The organism is Pedobacter psychrodurus (assembly GCF_032678585.1).
Taxonomy (GTDB): domain Bacteria; phylum Bacteroidota; class Bacteroidia; order Sphingobacteriales; family Sphingobacteriaceae; genus Pedobacter; species Pedobacter psychrodurus_A.
The window spans coordinates 71,647-88,706 of sequence record NZ_JAVTSN010000020.1 but is presented as its reverse complement, the minus strand read 5'-3'; the positions used below and the strand labels follow the sequence as shown (position 1 = coordinate 88,706).

Annotated in this window: 9 protein-coding genes; 3 read left to right on the top strand and 6 right to left on the bottom strand. The window is 41.9% G+C overall.

The features are described from left to right. The first annotated feature begins 407 nt into the window (after window positions 1–407). Both R2S57_RS14640 and R2S57_RS14635 read left to right on the top strand, forming a co-directional pair. Window positions 408–3,173, top strand: coding sequence for a bifunctional aconitate hydratase 2/2-methylisocitrate dehydratase (locus R2S57_RS14640; protein WP_316845701.1), 2,766 nt, complete (start codon window positions 408–410; stop codon window positions 3,171–3,173). Between the two features lie 194 nt (window positions 3,174–3,367). Beyond that, window positions 3,368–5,647, top strand: a complete 2,280-nt coding sequence (locus R2S57_RS14635) for an aconitate hydratase (RefSeq protein ID WP_316845700.1) — start codon at window positions 3,368–3,370, stop codon at window positions 5,645–5,647. Window positions 5,648–7,174: 1,527 nt separating this feature from the next. Here the strand turns inward: R2S57_RS14635 and R2S57_RS14630 are convergent. Both R2S57_RS14630 and R2S57_RS14625 read right to left on the bottom strand, forming a co-directional pair. Then, window positions 7,175–7,609 carry a DUF2007 domain-containing protein gene (locus R2S57_RS14630; protein WP_316845699.1) on the bottom strand — a complete coding sequence of 145 codons (435 nt, stop codon included), beginning with the start codon at window positions 7,607–7,609 and terminating at the stop codon, window positions 7,175–7,177. A 55-nt stretch (window positions 7,610–7,664) separates the two neighbouring features. After that, window positions 7,665–9,002 (bottom strand): GH1 family beta-glucosidase, encoded by a 1,338-nt coding sequence (locus R2S57_RS14625; protein ID WP_316845698.1) that lies wholly within the window; start codon window positions 9,000–9,002, stop codon window positions 7,665–7,667. Between the two features lie 258 nt (window positions 9,003–9,260). On the opposite strand from R2S57_RS14625, the gene R2S57_RS14620 reads away from it, so the two are divergent. After that, window positions 9,261–10,112, top strand: a complete 852-nt coding sequence (locus tag R2S57_RS14620) for a hypothetical protein (protein ID WP_316845697.1) — start codon at window positions 9,261–9,263, stop codon at window positions 10,110–10,112. On the opposite strand, the gene R2S57_RS14615 is transcribed toward R2S57_RS14620, so the two are convergent. The 4 genes from R2S57_RS14615 to R2S57_RS14600 all read right to left on the bottom strand — a co-directional run bounded on the left by R2S57_RS14615 (window position 10,061) and on the right by R2S57_RS14600 (window position 17,008). Then, complete coding sequence (locus R2S57_RS14615) at window positions 10,061–11,455, bottom strand: c-type cytochrome domain-containing protein (protein ID WP_316845696.1); 1,395 nt, start codon at window positions 11,453–11,455, stop codon at window positions 10,061–10,063. The genes R2S57_RS14620 and R2S57_RS14615 overlap by 52 nt on opposite strands. Before the next feature lie 3 nt (window positions 11,456–11,458). Continuing rightward, complete coding sequence (locus R2S57_RS14610; protein WP_316845695.1) at window positions 11,459–12,385, bottom strand: sugar phosphate isomerase/epimerase; 927 nt, start codon at window positions 12,383–12,385, stop codon at window positions 11,459–11,461. 361 nt (window positions 12,386–12,746) lie between these two features. Continuing rightward, entirely contained in the window at window positions 12,747–14,258 is a 1,512-nt protein-coding gene (locus R2S57_RS14605) for a DUF1501 domain-containing protein (RefSeq protein WP_316845694.1), read from the bottom strand. A gap of 11 nt (window positions 14,259–14,269) precedes the next feature. Then, window positions 14,270–17,008 carry a DUF1553 domain-containing protein gene (locus R2S57_RS14600; protein WP_316845693.1) on the bottom strand — a complete coding sequence of 913 codons (2,739 nt, stop codon included), beginning with the start codon at window positions 17,006–17,008 and terminating at the stop codon, window positions 14,270–14,272. Window positions 17,009–17,060 lie beyond the last annotated feature (52 nt).

Sequence of the window (17,060 nt, the reverse complement as noted above, 5' to 3'; positions counted from 1 at the left end):
AATATCAAATAATTAACGTATATAAAAATAATTAACTGTTCAAAATCGCACAAATCTGTCCGATAACGAACGCTTGTGGAAAGGTGGATCACTGCAATCTTCTTTAAAAGCCGGTATACGATTGATACCCCCTTTGATAAAGCCCTATCAATGATATTGCTATCCTTCAAGAGGAATGATTTAAAATCCTCCCCCAGCACCTTTAGTTTAGAACCATTCCAAATTATCTAATCACCTGCTTAAATTACATTTAAAGATTGCTTTTTGTTATTTTTGCTTTGACCATAAAACCGATTTTTTACGGTCAATAACCACAAATTAACATGTAAATAACAGTATTCTTCTTGTAAAAAGCAGGTGCATTTTTGTATTGCACGAACTATAGCAAAAAGAATAAAATAGCTAAGATGAGTATTTATAACGATTATATCCAGGAGATTGAAGAAAGAAAAACACAAGGTCTTCACCCTAAACCTATTGATGGAGCTGAATTATTAAGCGAAATCATCGATCAAATCAAAAATGTAAATAATTTTAACAGAGCAGAAGCTGTTATTTTTTTCATATACAACACCTTGCCGGGTACTACCGCAGCAGCTGGTGTAAAAGCAGAGTTTTTAAAAGAAATTATTCTAGGCGGAACCATCGTTGCAGAAATTACACCTGATTTTGCTTTTGAGTTGTTATCGCACATGAAAGGCGGGGCGTCTATTAAAGTTTTATTAGACATTGCTTTGGCCGATAATGGTGATAAAGCCCACAAAGCTGCAGATGTACTTAAAACACAGGTTTTCTTGTACGATGCCGATACCGACCGTTTAAAAGAAGCTTACAACAACGGCAATGATATTGCTAAAGAAATTTTAGAAAGTTACGCTCAGGCTGAATTCTTTACCAAACTCCCTGAAGTGGCAGAAGAAATCAAAGTGATCACCTTTATTGCGGGCATTGGCGATATTTCTACAGATTTATTGTCTCCGGGTAACCAGGCCCACTCGCGTTCAGATCGCGAGCTGCACGGTAAATGCATGATTACGCCAGAGGCTCAAGAGGAAATCCAGGCATTGCAGGCACAACATCCGGATAAAAGCGTGATGCTCGTTGCCGAAAGAGGCACCATGGGTGTAGGTTCTTCACGTATGTCGGGCGTAAACAATGTGGCACTTTGGACGGGTAAAAAATCCAGCCCTTATATCCCGTTTGTAAACATCGCCCCAATTGTTGGGGGTACCAATGGTATTTCGCCAATTTTCTTAACCACAGTTGATGTAACTGGTGGTATTGGAATCGACCTTAAAAACTGGGTGAAGAAAACAGATGAAAATGGCAATGTGCTTCGCAATGAAAACGACGAGCCGATTTTAGAGCAGGTTTACGCCATAGAAACTGGTACGGTACTTACAATCAATACCAAAACTAAAAAATTATATAACGGCGACCAGGAGCTGATTGACATTTCAAAAGCTTTGACTCCGCAAAAAGTAGAATTTATCAAAGCAGGTGGTTCTTACGCCATCGTATTTGGTAAAAAAATCCAAACATTTGCCGCTAAAACTTTAGGTATCGAAGCACCGCTGGTATTCGCTCCGGCTAAAGAAGTATCTATCGAAGGTCAGGGTTTAACCGCGGTAGAAAAAATATTCAACAGAAATGCAGTTGGTTTAACACAGGGCAAAGTTTTACATGCGGGTTCCGATGTTCGCGTAGAAGTAAACATTGTAGGCTCACAGGATACAACAGGCTTGATGACCGCTCAGGAATTAGAGGCAATGGCTGCTACAGTGATTTCTCCAATTGTTGATGGCGCTTATCAATCAGGTTGCCATACCGCATCTGTTTGGGATAAAAAAGCACAGGCAAATATTCCTAAACTGATGAAGTTTATGAATGACTTCGGTGTGATTACTGCCCGCGATCCTAAAGGCGAATATCATGCAATGACCGATGTTATCCACAAGGTATTAAACGATATCACCATTGACGAGTGGGCAATTATTATCGGTGGCGACTCGCACACACGTATGTCGAAAGGTGTAGCTTTCGGTGCCGATTCGGGTACCGTGGCCCTGGCATTGGCAACAGGCGAGGCTTCTATGCCGATTCCTGAATCGGTAAAAGTAACCTTCAAAGGTCAGATGAAAGAACACATGGATTTCCGTGATGTGGTTCATGCGACACAATTGCAGATGTTGCAACAGTTTGATGGCGAAAACGTATTCCAGGGGCGTATCATTGAGGTACACATTGGTACGCTATTAGCCGATCAGGCTTTTACTTTTACAGACTGGACGGCAGAGATGAAAGCAAAAGCATCGATCTGTATTTCACAGGACGATACTTTGATCCAATCTTTAGAAATTGCTAAAAGCCGTATTCAAATCATGATAGACAAAGGTATGGACAACCATAACCAGGTTTTACAGGGCTTGATCAACAAAGCAAACAAAAGAATCGAAGAAATTAAAACCGGTATCAAACCAGCTTTAATGCCGGATGACAATGCGAAATATTATGCGGAAGTAGTTATTGATCTGGATATCATCAATGAGCCAATGATTGCCGATCCGGATGTAAATAATGCAGATGTTTCTAAACGTTATACGCACGATACCATCAGAGATTTAACGTTCTACGGAGGCGATAAAAAAGTAGATCTTGGTTTCGTAGGTTCTTGCATGGTACACAAAGACGACCTGAAAATCGTTTCTCAGATGTTGAGGAATGTAGAGAGCAAAACGGGTACAGTATCATTCAAGGCGCCATTGGTAGTTGCGGCCCCTACTTACAATATCATTGATGAATTGAAAGCAGAAGGCGACTGGGAATATTTACAAAAATACTCAGGATTTGAGTTTAGCGATGCCCTACCAAAAAGCTCGGCACGTACCGAATATGAGAACATCATGTATTTGGAACGTCCGGGTTGTAACCTTTGTATGGGTAACCAGGAGAAAGCGGCTAAAGGCGACACCGTAATGGCTACATCTACCCGCTTATTTCAGGGCCGTGTGGTAGAAGATAAAGATGGTAAAAAAGGCGAGTCCTTATTGGCATCTACGCCGGTAGTGGTTCTTTCTGCCATCTTAGGTCGCATTCCAAATATTGAAGAATATAAATTAGCAGTAGAAGGCATTAACTTAACCAAGTTTACCCCTATTTCTACCAAACTATAAGAAACAAATAAACATCTGGTTTGTTAATCAATAACAAGGCTATCTGGTAAAGCGGATAGCCTTTTTGTTTGATGTAAAAATTGGATTAGAATGTTTTTAAATAACACAATTTGACAATTCACAAAAACAAGTCTCTTAAAAATTGTTTAATTTAGTCAGTGTTGTTATTGACAATAAAATAAAATAAAAAAAGTATGGCTTTTGATATAGACATGATCAAAAAGGTGTATGCAAACTTTGGTAGCCGTGTAGAGGCTGCACGTAAAGTAGTTGGCAGACCTTTAACATTATCTGAAAAAATATTATATGCTCACCTTTGGGATGGAGATCCTAAAACGGCATTTAAACGTGGTTCTGATTACGTAGATTTTGCACCAGATCGCGTTGCGATGCAGGATGCAACTGCACAAATGGCTTTATTGCAATTTATGCAGGCGGGCCGGCCACAAGTGGCTGTTCCTTCTACAGTTCACTGTGATCACTTAATTACGGCTAAAGAAGGTGCTGCAATAGATTTACCTCATGCTAAAACAGAAAGTGCAGAAGTTTTTGATTTCCTGTCTTCTGTATCAAACAAATATGGTATCGGTTTCTGGAAACCGGGAGCTGGTATTATCCACCAGGTAGTTTTAGAAAATTATGCTTTTCCGGGCGGAATGATGATCGGAACCGACTCGCACACTGTAAATGCAGGTGGCTTGGGCATGGTTGCGATTGGTGTTGGTGGTGCCGATGCCTGTGATGTAATGGCTGGTTTACCCTGGGAGCTTAAATTCCCTAAATTAATCGGTGTTAAATTAACAGGAAAATTAAACGGCTGGACTGCTGCGAAAGATGTAATCCTTAAAGTGGCTGGTATCCTTACCGTAAAAGGTGGTACTGGTGCAATTGTAGAATATTTTGGCGACGGCGCCATTAACTTAAGCTGTACAGGTAAAGGTACCATCTGTAACATGGGGGCCGAAATTGGTGCAACCACCTCTACCTTCGGTTACGACCAAAGCATGGAACGTTATTTACGTGCCACCGGCCGAAATGAAGTTGCTGATGAAGCCAACAAAATTGCTGCTTATTTAACTGGTGATGATGAAGTTTATGCTGATCCTGAAAACTATTTCGATCAGGTGATTGAGATTGATCTTGATACTTTAGAACCTTATTTAAACGGTCCGTTTACACCAGATTTGGCTACCCCGGTTTCACAGATGAAAGTGGAGGCAGAGAAAAACGGCTGGCCGTTAAAAGTAGAGTGGGGTTTAATCGGTTCTTGTACCAACTCTTCTTATGAAGATTTATCAAGAGCGGCTTCTATCGCCAACCAGGCCATTGCAAAAGGTTTAGTAACCAAATCGGCTTTCGGTATCAATCCAGGTTCTGAGCAGGTACGTTATACTGCAGACCGTGATGGATTTTTGAAAACTTTCGAAGATTTAGATGCTACGATCTTTACCAACGCCTGCGGACCATGTATTGGTATGTGGGACCGTACTGGTGCAGAGAAAGCAGAAAAAAATACAATCGTACACTCGTTTAACAGAAACTTTGCTAAACGCGCCGATGGTAACCCGAATACTTTTGCTTTCGTAGCATCGCCCGAAATGGTTGCTGCAATTGCGATTTCAGGTAATTTAGGTTTCAATCCTTTAACAGATACCTTAACAAACGATAAAGGCGAACAGGTTAAATTAGATCCACCTACAGGCGATGAATTGCCAACCAAAGGTTTTGCTGTAGATGATGCAGGTTTCCAGGCACCGGCAGCTGATGGTTCATCCGTTCAGGTTTTGGTTTCTCCAACTTCACACCGTTTACAATTGTTGGATCCATTTACCCCTTGGGAAGGTACCGACTTAAAAGGTTTGAAACTGTTAATCAAAGCAAAAGGTAAATGTACAACGGATCACATTTCTATGGCCGGTCCATGGTTAAAATTCCGTGGTCACCTCGATAACATTTCCAACAACATGCTGATTGGTGCAGTAAACTACTTCAACGATAAAACAGATAATGTTAAAAATGAATTAACAGGTGAGTACGGTCCTGTTCCTGCAACCCAACGCGATTACAAAGCCGCTGGTTTAGGCTCTATCGTAGTAGGTGATGAAAACTATGGCGAAGGTTCATCACGTGAGCATGCAGCCATGGAGCCCCGTCACTTAGGTGTTCGTGCCGTATTGGTAAAATCTTTTGCCCGTATCCACGAAACCAACCTGAAGAAACAAGGCATGCTGGGTTTAACTTTTGCGGATAAAGATGATTACGACAAAATCTTGGAAGACGATACCATCGATATTTTAGGATTAACGGAATTTGCTCCAGATAAAGCATTAACATTGGTATTACACCATGCTGATGGCACAGAAGAGCAGTTCCCGGTTAACCACAGTTACAACGCGCAGCAGATTGAGTGGTTTGTTGCTGGTGGTGCATTAAATATCATTAGAAGAGACGCGGCTGCTAAAGCGGGGCTTTAAAATAGTCCGAAGTCTTTAGTCCTAAGTCTAGAGTCTATATATCGAATAATCCCATTCTGTTAATTCAGGATGGGATTTTTTGTTGCGAAAATGTATTCTCTAATGAAGGGGCCTTACCCCGATTGCGCTAACCTCCATTCGAAACGTCTTAAAATCGCATTGAAAGTCCTTCGACAGGCTCAGGATGACACCTATGATGTGAAATTTGCCTTCCTTGCAGGAAACGAATTTTCTAGCCCCGGGCGCAGCGGCATCCCTGAAGTGCAGCGCAAGGATACAGCGGAGAACGGGAACAAACTTTAATAGTGGCTTCTGGCCTTGCGCTTCAAAAAACAAAACAAATAATTGCCTTATTTTTTTGGAAAGCAGTTGCAGTGGTTCTTAGGCTGGGTCTGGCCCCGCTAATGCTGCTGCTGGTTAGAAAAAAAACCAGCATTCGCGTATATCGGGTTTAGATGGCAGAGACAATCGCTTTTCGCACGAAAATCCCCTAAGACTATCATGAGGGGAGACTTCGACCTCGTTGCAGGAAATTAACTTTCCAGCCCCGGGCGTAGCGGCATCCCTTAAGCGCAGTTTAAGGATACAGCGGAGAACGGGAACAAACTTTAATAGTGGCTTCTGGCCTTGCGCTTCAAAAAACAAAACAAATAATTGCCTTATTTTTTTGGAAAGCAGTTGCAGTGGTTCTTAGGCTGGGTTTGGCCCCGCTAATGCTGCTGCTGGTTAGAAAAAAACCAGCATTCGCGTATATCGGGTTTTAGATGGCAGAGACAATCGCTTTTAGCACAAAGACTCTCTGGACCACCGTGAGGGGAGACTTTGCCCTCGTTGCAGGAAATTAACTTTCCAGCCCCGGGCGCAGCAGCATCCCTGAAGCGCAGCGCAAGGATTCAGCGTAGAACGGGAACAAACTTTAATAGTGGCTCCGGGCCTTGCGCTTCAAAAGATAAAACAAATAATTGCCTTGTTTTTTTTGGAAAGTAGTATTAAAATATTTCCCAAAGAACAGATCATTTTAAATAGGGTATGAAGCGATATTTTGTTGTATAAATATGCATTGGAAAACTTTTATAATCAATCATAAGGGAGGTTAAAAAGAAATGATTTCCGCTTTTCAATTGAATTTTAACATAGTGGTAATTTGTCCACAGCGTGATTCGGCGGTTTGCAAAATCACGATTATTTTCTTGATAGATCCCGATATGCTGTTCAATAACGTCGATATCTCTTTGTTTAAATTCAAATCGCTGGTTATTATCTATATAAGTATACGAATCGGAATCGTCAGATATTGTAAAACTAACGTTTCGATTTTTGATATAATAGGTGATGTGTAAATAAAAAACTGGTAGTAAAAAGATGAATACAACTAATAATATGTACCAAAAGAAGCGGAAATTTACAAATGGCCACCAGCCAAGCGCATCAATGGTCAGGGGAGTTATAATTAAAACACCTGGTAACCAGCAATACTTCAAAGATCTAAGCTGATGTTTAAGATCAATTTTAAAGGTCATGCCGGCTTTAAAACTCGTGACCACAATCGTAACAATGGTAGCATTTATTGGCCTTAACGGGAGTAGTAACCGTTAGAAAGGCCAATATGGTGGCCCAAACACTATATTTTTTATCGGTTGCCATACCATAACCCACATTTTTAGACCCACATTTTTCACAAGGCACTGGGCCTTCTTCTGCTTCTTCGCCAGGAACCGTATCATCTGAAGTTTCGAGCGCCAAACTATTGTCTTCGGCCAATAAGGTATCAATGGCTTCTACATCGCGTTCAAAAACGATGAGTTTTACCCCTCCAATTGCCTGGTTGTATAATGGCTGGATCGTAGACACATTTTCATCTGCCAGGAAACAGGAGAAACCACTGTCTTCCAATCTGGCTTTGATAATGTTGGCCTCAATAGGATTATAATACGTGCTATAAACAACGGTTCTATCATTCATAAATCAAACATAATAATTTGTTTAATAAAAGAAAGACAAAACCACGATTTATCAACTAGCTTTTTAGGAACTCCTGCCACCAATAACCAGAATCTTTAATATTACGTTCTTGTGTTTTAAAGTCGTTGTAAATTAATCCGAACCTGGCGGTAAAACCTTCGGCCCATTCAAAGTTGTCCATTAATGTCCAGGCCATGTAACCGCTAACATTTACACCTTCGTTTTTAAGTTTTAACAGGGCATCGAGGTAAAGTTTAAAATATTCGATCCGCTCAGGGTCTTCTATCCTTCCATCGGTTAATTTATCGTGGTAAGCTGCACCGTTTTCGGTGATGATGATATTTTTGATATTCGGATAAGCCGCAAACTGTTTTATAATATTATAAAAGCTATCGGCATTGATCTCCCAGCCCATCGCTGTATGTGGTTTTTTCCTGCTTTTGGCTTTCACTTCCCAGGCTTGGATTACCGGAATAAAGGCATTGTACTTTACCGTTAACGGGAAATAGTTTTGAAGTCCGACAAAATCAAAATCGAATTTCATCCGTTCCTGAAGCCGCCAGGTACCATACTCAATCTGAAATTTTTCCAGTACATCCCAATTGGCGGTAGGAAAACCCATACCCTGGGTAGGCTCTACAAACAGGCGGTTCATTAAACAATCTACACGTTTGGCCGTAAGCAGATCATTGTCGCTTTGCGTGTTTGGGATCACTTCCGAACAGGAGAAGGTAGTACCGATATTGGCTTTGCTGATCTCGGCGCGCAAAATCTTTCCTCCATCAGCCTGCGCTAAGGCCGTATGCAATACTGCCGGAAAGAAATTACTCAGACCCGTTTTACCAGGCGCATGTACACCCAGCATATAACCCAAAGAGGTATAACCGAAGGGCTCATTTAAGACAATCCAGTTTTTCACCTTATCGCCATATTCTAAAGCGCAGATGCTTACAAAAGCATTAAAGGCTGCATTGATGCTGAAACTTGTCCAGCCACCCTCATCTTCTAAAGCTTGTGGCAGATCCCAATGATAGAGCGTCACATAGGGCGTAATTCCCTGTGTTAAACATTCGTCGATAAGGTTGTGATAAAAGCGGATACCTTCCTGGTTGATCTCTCCCCTGCCTGCAGGCAAAATCCGCGACCAGGCAATAGAAAATCTAAAAACTTTAAATCCCAAAAGTTTAACCAGGGCAACATCTTCAGTGTATCGATGGTAAAAATCGCAGGCAGGGTCTAATTTATGGTTCTTCTTTATTTTTCCGTTTTTCGCCGTAAAGGTATCCCAAATGGAAGGCCCTTTACCATATTGGGTTGCGGTACCCTCTATCTGCGCTGCAGCTGTAGCTACTCCCCACAAAAAATCTGAACCAAAATCGCTTGCCTTAACCATTGTTATCCATTAATTGCCATAAGTTGCAAGTTTAATATTAACAAATCATTAACAAAGAATAGAAAAGACTTTTTGTATACCATTATATAACCCTTTATGAATGAACACTAACTCTTTTAACACGAAGCCTACCTCTTGTATATCTGGGGGGCTGCCAAACACCTAAAAGTTTGAATTAAGCACTAAAAAGCTCCGCGAACGAAGCTAATTGCTCCAACAACAGACTAAAAAGTCTCAGCGAGGGACCGAATTGCTCCAATGTACCGCTCAAAATCATCAATTCGCCACTCAAAAGCTCCGATGCACCGCTCAAAAGCATCAATTCGCCACTCAAAAGCTCCGATGCACCACTTAAAAGCTCCGATCAGCCACCTAAAAGCTTCAGCGACGGACCTAATTGCTCCGATGTACCGCTCAAAAGCATCAACTCGCCACTCAAAAGCTCCGATGCACCACTTAAAAGCTCCGATCGCCCACCTAAAAGCTTCAGCGACGGACCTAATTGCTCCGATGTACCACTTAAAAGCATCAATTCGCCACTCAAAAGCTCCGATCAGCCACCTAAAAGCTTCAGCGGCGGACCTAATTGCTCCGATGTACCTCTCAAAAGCATCAACTCGCCACTCAAAAGCTCCGATGCACCACTTAAAAGCTCCGATCAGCCACCAAAAAGCTTCAGCGGCGGACCTAATTGCTCCGATGTACCTCTCAAAAGCATCAACTCGCCACTCAAAAGCTCCGATGCACCACTTAAAAGCTCCGATCAGCCACCTAAAAGCTTCAGCGGCGGACCTAATTGCTCCGATGTACCGCTCAAAAACATCAATTCGCCACTCAAAAGCTTCGATGCACCACTTAAAAGCTCCGATCAGCCACCTAAAAGCCTCAGCGACGGACCTAATTGCTCCGATGTACCGCTCAAAAGCATCAATTCACCACTCAAAAGCTTCGATGCACCACCTAAAAGCTCAGATCAGCCACCTAAAAGCCTCAGCGACGGACCTAATTGCTCCGACAATGGGCTTAAAAGCTCCGTCAACAGGCTTGAGTCATGATTACTATGGTGCCTTAACTACAACAGTATCCTGTGCGAGCATGGGTACTTTATAATTTCCGGTATCTAAACTTACTTTCGGTAATAGTTTTTTTATACTGGCCAGATCGGTTTTACTTACTCCTGTTTGGTAGATGTACAGAAACTTGAGGTTTTGAAGTTTCTTTAACTGATTAATCCCCTTAGCCGTAACTTTTGTGCCCACTAAACTCAATGACTGTAGCTGATCTAAATCTTTTAAAGCCATTAAACCCGCATCGGTGATTTGGGTATTGTTCAAACTCAATCTCGTTAAGTTTTTACAATTTTTGAGCGCCGTTAATGTTTGATCATTTACCTTGTTATTTTCCAACTTAAGCCAAAGCAACTGTTTATCGATGGATTTAATCAGATCTAAAACATCTTTACCCATCGATTGTGCATTGATAAAGTTTGCCGAAAGGTAATTTGTATTCTGTGCGATTGGGATCACTGTGATACCTGCATCTGTAAATTTCTTCAATACAGTATTGTCAACAGCGCTTACCTCTTCTGTCGGGATATCGCTGTTTTTTATTTCTCCACCTGCTGCCTCGCCTTTTTGCAAACTGGCCAATACCGGTTTGATCTCGTCGGTTTGGGGCAGCTCTTTAAATTTCTTTTTAAAATCGGCACCATTGTTTATCCACCACTTTAACAAGGTAATTTCGTTGGCGGTAAGCTGAGGTTTTTCTTTGGGCGCCATGTGGTCTTCATCACTTAACGGCAACAGAATCCGTTTGATCAGCTCACTTTCGTCGGCTTTGCCTTTTACAAGGGTATGCCCATCTTCTCCGCCTTTTAAAATATAAACTTCTTCATCTAATCGCAGTTTACCTTTCTGTTTTTCGCTGCCATGACAACTGTAACACCTGCTTTTGAAGAGTGGCTGAATGGCATTTTGATAAACAAAGGCTTCTTGCACATTGGCAATAGCCGGAATGGCTGGTCCTCCTGCTTTACCACCTGTTTTAAGTGGTGCAGTTAAATAATCAGAACCATGGGTTAAAGAACCGCCCATGTGGCCAGTAATGGATATGAGCACAACAAGAATAGTAGCAACTGTTCCAAGTATCCCGTTAGATTTAACTTTTTTATAAATAACCAATAGCGCCAGCGATAAAATGGCAACACTAATGCCCATCCATTGGTGATAACTTACCAATTTACCATCATAATCACCTCCATTGGCCAAAAGATAGCCGGTAACGCAAGAAACAATAGCACTAAGCGCCCCTAAAAACAACATAAGGGGAATTGCAGGCTTCAGGTTGGTAAAGCTGGCTTTAAAGGACAATAGGATACAGATACAGGCCAACAATAAAATCCCAATGGGAAGGTGGACAAATACAGGGTGAAAACGGCCAAAAAACTCAAGCATCTTTTATTGATATCTCTTTCTTAATAAATTCATCATATACACATTAATGCCCCATTGATCGGCAACAGGCTGACGGGTATAAGGTAAGGTAGGCATATAATCTGCCGGACCAAATTCGGTAAGGATAGTCATCCGTTCTCCGTTTTGCTTTTTCCGTGCGATGACCTTGTCCCACCAGGCCAGATGTGCCTCCACCACTCTCGCCCATTCTGGTGCCCGCGGATCGTTTACCTGTGGCCCTTCGGGGTGCCCAACACGCGAATGGATGTGATCTGTTTTTTCTAAAATAAAATCAATGGTCTGTTTTTGATCACTCAATAAACTTTCGTGTACATTACACCAATGCGAAATATCGAGGGTGAATCTTACTTCAGGGTTTTTCTCCGCAAAATTCCTGGCAACAGGCGCGGCAAACATCATCCTGCTGCGGTGTGTTTCGTGATAAATCGGTATGCCCGACGATTTTCGTTTTGCCGTTACATAATCGATAATCTGTTTGTTTTCTTCGTAACTGAAATAGTCTTTTCCCGAATGGCAATTGATGTAAACGGGTTTTTGGTAGGTATTGGCACAAATGGCATCTAAACTCTTTTTAAAAACAGCTAAATGCTCACCTATATTTGATGCCGATCCTGCACATAAGAACCCAATCTCTAATTTATGCTTTTTAACGGCTTCAAAAAGTTCTTTTACCGCCTGATCTTCTCCTGGCCACCACACTTCTATCCCCTCATAACCTTCCTTTTTAGCAGCTGCACAAAATTCATCCCTGCTACCGTCAAAACCCCAATCGGTTTGCATAAATAAAAGTTCGTATCCAGCCTTTGCTTTTACACTTTTAAATGCATTTACATTTTGTATCGGGGCCAAAAATGAGGCCGCGGTTACCACCGCTGTATTTTGTAAAAATTTTCTCCTGGTTTGAGACATAATAATTGAATGTGTGAATTATTGAATGAGAGAATGGTTTGTTAGTTTATTGGTCATTGGTTTACTGGTCATTGGTTCATTGGTCATTGGTCATTGTTTTATTGGGTTAATCGGTTAATTGTTTAAATCGGTTAACTGTCAACCGAAAACTGGCAACTGCTTCACTGGTCAATAGTTGATAGTCTAATCGTTCATTAATTCACTGATAATTGGTTATTGAATATTAGTGATTTGTTTAATCGGTTAACTGTGCGCTAACCGCTAAACCCTAAACTAAAAAAGCTAACTGTGCGTCAAGCGCCTGGTTCCAACCTCAAGAGGTTAATCGACTTTCGACTCAAGACTTCGGACTCCGGACTCATTAAGCCACCACTTCGCTGATCACCTTCCCCGCTACATCGGTTAACCTGAACGGGCGGCCCTGAAATGGGTAGGTAAATTGTTCATGATTAAAACCCAACTGATTTAAAATAGTAGCCTGAATATCAAAAGCATCAACTTTTCCACTGATCGCACTGTAACCTATTTCGTCGGTTTCGCCATGTGTAAAACCTTTTTTAACGCCTCCGCCGGCCATCCAAATGGTAAATGCTTCTGTATGGTGATCGCGCCCTTTAAACGGATTTTGTATGCCATTCCGGTTTTCCATCATCGGTGTACGGCCAAATTCGCCACCCCATACCACTAAGGTTTCTTCCAACAAACCACGTTGTTTTAAATCGAGCAGTAAGGCCGTGATCGGTCTGTCGATGCTTCTGCATTTATTTTTCAATCCGATATTGAGTGAGTTGTTTGGATTGTCTCCGTGTGCATCCCATCCCCAATCGAATAACTGAATATAGCGTACTCCTTTTTCCACCAGTTTTCGGGCAAGCAATACATTATTGGCAAAACAGGCTTTACCAGGTTGTGTGCCATACATTTCATGAATATAGGCGGGTTCATCATTGATGTTCATCACCTCTGGTGCCGATATCTGCATCCGGTAGGCCATTTCATATTGTGCAATCCGCGATAAGATTTCCGGATCATTATACTCCTGGTATTGTTGCTCATTGGCTTTGTTAATCGCTTCGATAGAGGCTTTCCGCAAATCGCGGTTCATGCCATCGGGATCTTTGATAAATAACACCGGATCTCCTTCACTGCGGCATTGCACACCCTGGTATACCGATGGTAAGAAACCACTGCCCCAAACACTTTTCCCGGCATCGGGGAAACTTCCCCCACTGGTAAGTACCACATAACCTGGCAGATTTTGATTTTCTGAACCCAAACCATAAGTTACCCAACTACCCATACTTGGCCTGCCTAAACGGGGCGAGCCAGTATGCACCAGCAACTGTGCCGGAGCATGGTTAAACTGATCTGTTTTCACCGCTTTTAAAAAGGTTACCTCATCTACCATAGTCGAAAAATGCGGTAAATTATCGCTCACTAAAGCACCAGACTGACCGTGTTTGGCAAAAGTAGCCTGCGGTCCCAACATTTTGGGTACACCGGTGATAAAAGCAAATTTTTTCCCGGCCAGTAAAGATGGCGGACAATCTTGCCCATCCATTTTCATCAGTTCAGGTTTAAAATCAAATAACTCCAATTGAGAGGGCGCACCAGCCATGTGTAAATAAATTACACTTTTGGCCTTCCCTACCAAAGGTGGCGATTTGGGCAATAATGGATGTGCGGGATCGTAGGCAATTTTGGTTTGTGGACTCGAAAAAAGGTTTCCACAGCCACCCAGCAAAGAACCCATTGCCAAAGCACCCAGTCCCATGGCACTTTCTTTTAAAAAATGTCGCCGCGAGTGGAGGCGTGCATTGGCCTCATGCGCTTCTTTAATTAATCTATGTGCATTTAACTCATCTCTTGTCATAATAGATCAACTTAATTTTTGGTAATTACTTCATCCAGGTTAAGCATTGCATTGGCCACTAAAACCATTGCCGCATCTTCTGGCCTAAATTTCTTTTGTTTATCGCCCATAAATGCCGATACATTGGCCGCATTTTTTCTAAATTCATCAAATGCCTTTGCATATAAATCCTCGAATACCTTTAATCTGTTTTGCGGAATGGTTTTATACAGGATGAGTTCGTAGCCTTTCGAAATTTTAGATTTACTGGTGTTCCCCCCAACTTTGCCCATACGTACTGCCAGTTTTCTGGCCAGATCGATATACACACTATCATTTAAAGTAACCAAGGCCTGTAAAGGGGTATTGGTACGGATGCGCCGAGGGCTACAAACTACCCGCGAAGCACCATCAAAGGCAATGGCCGATGGATATGGAGCCGTTCTTTTCCAATAGGTATAAATCCCTCTGCGGTACTGTTCGCCTCCATCGCTAGTGACCCATTTGGCACCATTGTAAGGTGAAAACCAAATGCCTTCAGGCTGCCAGGGCATTACCGGCGGTCCGTACATCTTATTACTTAACACACCACAAACAGCTAAACTCTGGTCTCTCACCTGCTCAGCACTCAACCTGATACGTGAGCCGCGGGCATAAAATTTGTTAAACAAGTCTTTTTCCTTCAATTCTTCCGATACTTTACTGTCTTGCCGGTAAGTAGCCATCATTACCAGTTCTTTCAGCATCTTTTTAACACTCCAGTTGTATTTGTACATAAACTGATAGGCCATAAAATCCAATAGCTCCTGATGGGTTGGCGCCATGCCCTGCGTACCCATATCTTCAAGCGTTTCTACCAAACCTGCCCCGTACAATTGCTCCCATAAGCGGTTAACCATTGTTCTGGATACCAGCGGATTTCTTTTATCAGTAAGCCACATGGCCAAACCCATCCGGTTATCGGGGGCATTTTTAGGCATCGCAAAACCCAAAGAATTAGGCACACCCACTTTTACCTCTTTACCTTTTGATGTCCATGCGCCACGCTCAAATACATAGTTTTTGCGCTGCATGCTTAATGGATTTTCGACCATAATCGGCGTGGTAGGCACTTGCGCATTCATTAAATCTGCAAATGTTTTTTTCATGGCCGCGTATTCGGGCTTACCCTTACCAGGAAACTGTTTGGTAAAGTAAAACCAATCGAAATACACTATAAACTGATCCGGATTTTTGACTGAAGGATTGGTATATTTTAGGTACACATCCTGTTGGCCACGTTGTTTGGGAAAATCGACCTCCACGTTTTGATAACCCTGGGTTTGGGCTACTTTCCACGATTTAATCACTGGTCCGTTTGGTGAACCCAGATGCAGACTCATCGTACCATTTGGCTGACTGCAGTTGAACCGCAGAATCAATTGATCTACATTTTCGAGGTTTACAGATTTTAACCTGGCCGATGAACTATTTTTAAAATAAAGTGCAATGTTATTGTTGCCAATTACCGAATTCACCAATTCATCAGCCGTTGTTGAATTGATGGTGGGCTCTCCTGTTTTCAAAAACAGGCTCATCTGATCAGCTCTTTCTTTGCCTGCAACCGTTTTAACCCAACTGGTTAAATGATTGAGTTCATTTTTTAAACTGTCGTTAAAATTCCTGAGCAAAGGGTACTCTGCTGATACATCTTCATCTCTGGTATTGTTAAAATACGACATGAATTTGTAGTATTCATCATGTTTAAAGGGATCGTAGGGATGGCTATGGCACTGAACACAAGAAAAAGTGGTGCTCATTAATCCTTCCCAGGTGGCATTTACCCGATCTAAAACTGCTGCTGTTCTAAACTCTTCGTTATTGGTACCCCCTTCATCATTGGTAGGGGTATTGCGGCTAAAAGCTGTCGCGATGTACTGTGCATCAGTCGGGTTTGGAAATAAGTCGCCAGCGATCTGATCCGTCACAAATTTATTATAGGGCATATCGCTATTAAAAGCTTTAATTACCCAATCGCGATAACTCCAGATATTCCGGTTGGGATCGCTTTCGTAACCTTTTGTATCGGCATAACGGGCAATATCGAGCCACATGGATGCCCAACGCTCACCAAATTTAGGCGAAGCCAATAAACTATCAACAAGAATACGATAAGCTTGGGGCTCATCTTTACTGTTCAGATAAAATTTCGCCAGCTGATCTGATGGATAGGTTCCGATCAGATCCAAACTTACCCTTCTTAGTAAAGTAGCTTTATCAGCCGTTTTAGAAGGTTCGAGTTTGTTTTCTTCGAGTTTTGCAAAAATAAATTTATCCAGGTCGTTGCGCGCCCAATCGTTACCCACATCGGGCACTTCTGTTGGTTTTACACTTACATAGGCCCAGTGCTTGCCCCATTTTGCGCCCTGCTTTATCCAGCCGCTTAAAATATCAATTTCATCATTGTTTAAGGCTGGATGTTTATAAGGCATCCTTTCTTCAGGATCATTAGATTTCAGGCGTTTTATAAACTCGCTATCTTCCGGGTGACCAGGAATAATGGCCGGTTTACCACTTTTGGTGTTGGCCAGGGCTTCTTCCCTAAACAGCACACTAAAACCACCCTGTTGCTTAACGCCTCCATGGCAAGAAATACACTTTTTATTTAAAATAGGTTTAACCTGTGAATTAAAATCAATTGGTTTCTCTGAAGAAAAAAGTGAAAAAGCAATTAAAGCGATTGCCACCAGCACAAAGCCAGAGGCAAATAGTATTTTTTTATTCAATAACATTTGGTTAAAATAAACTTAAGCTAATTTTTATCAGTTTTGTATTTATATACAA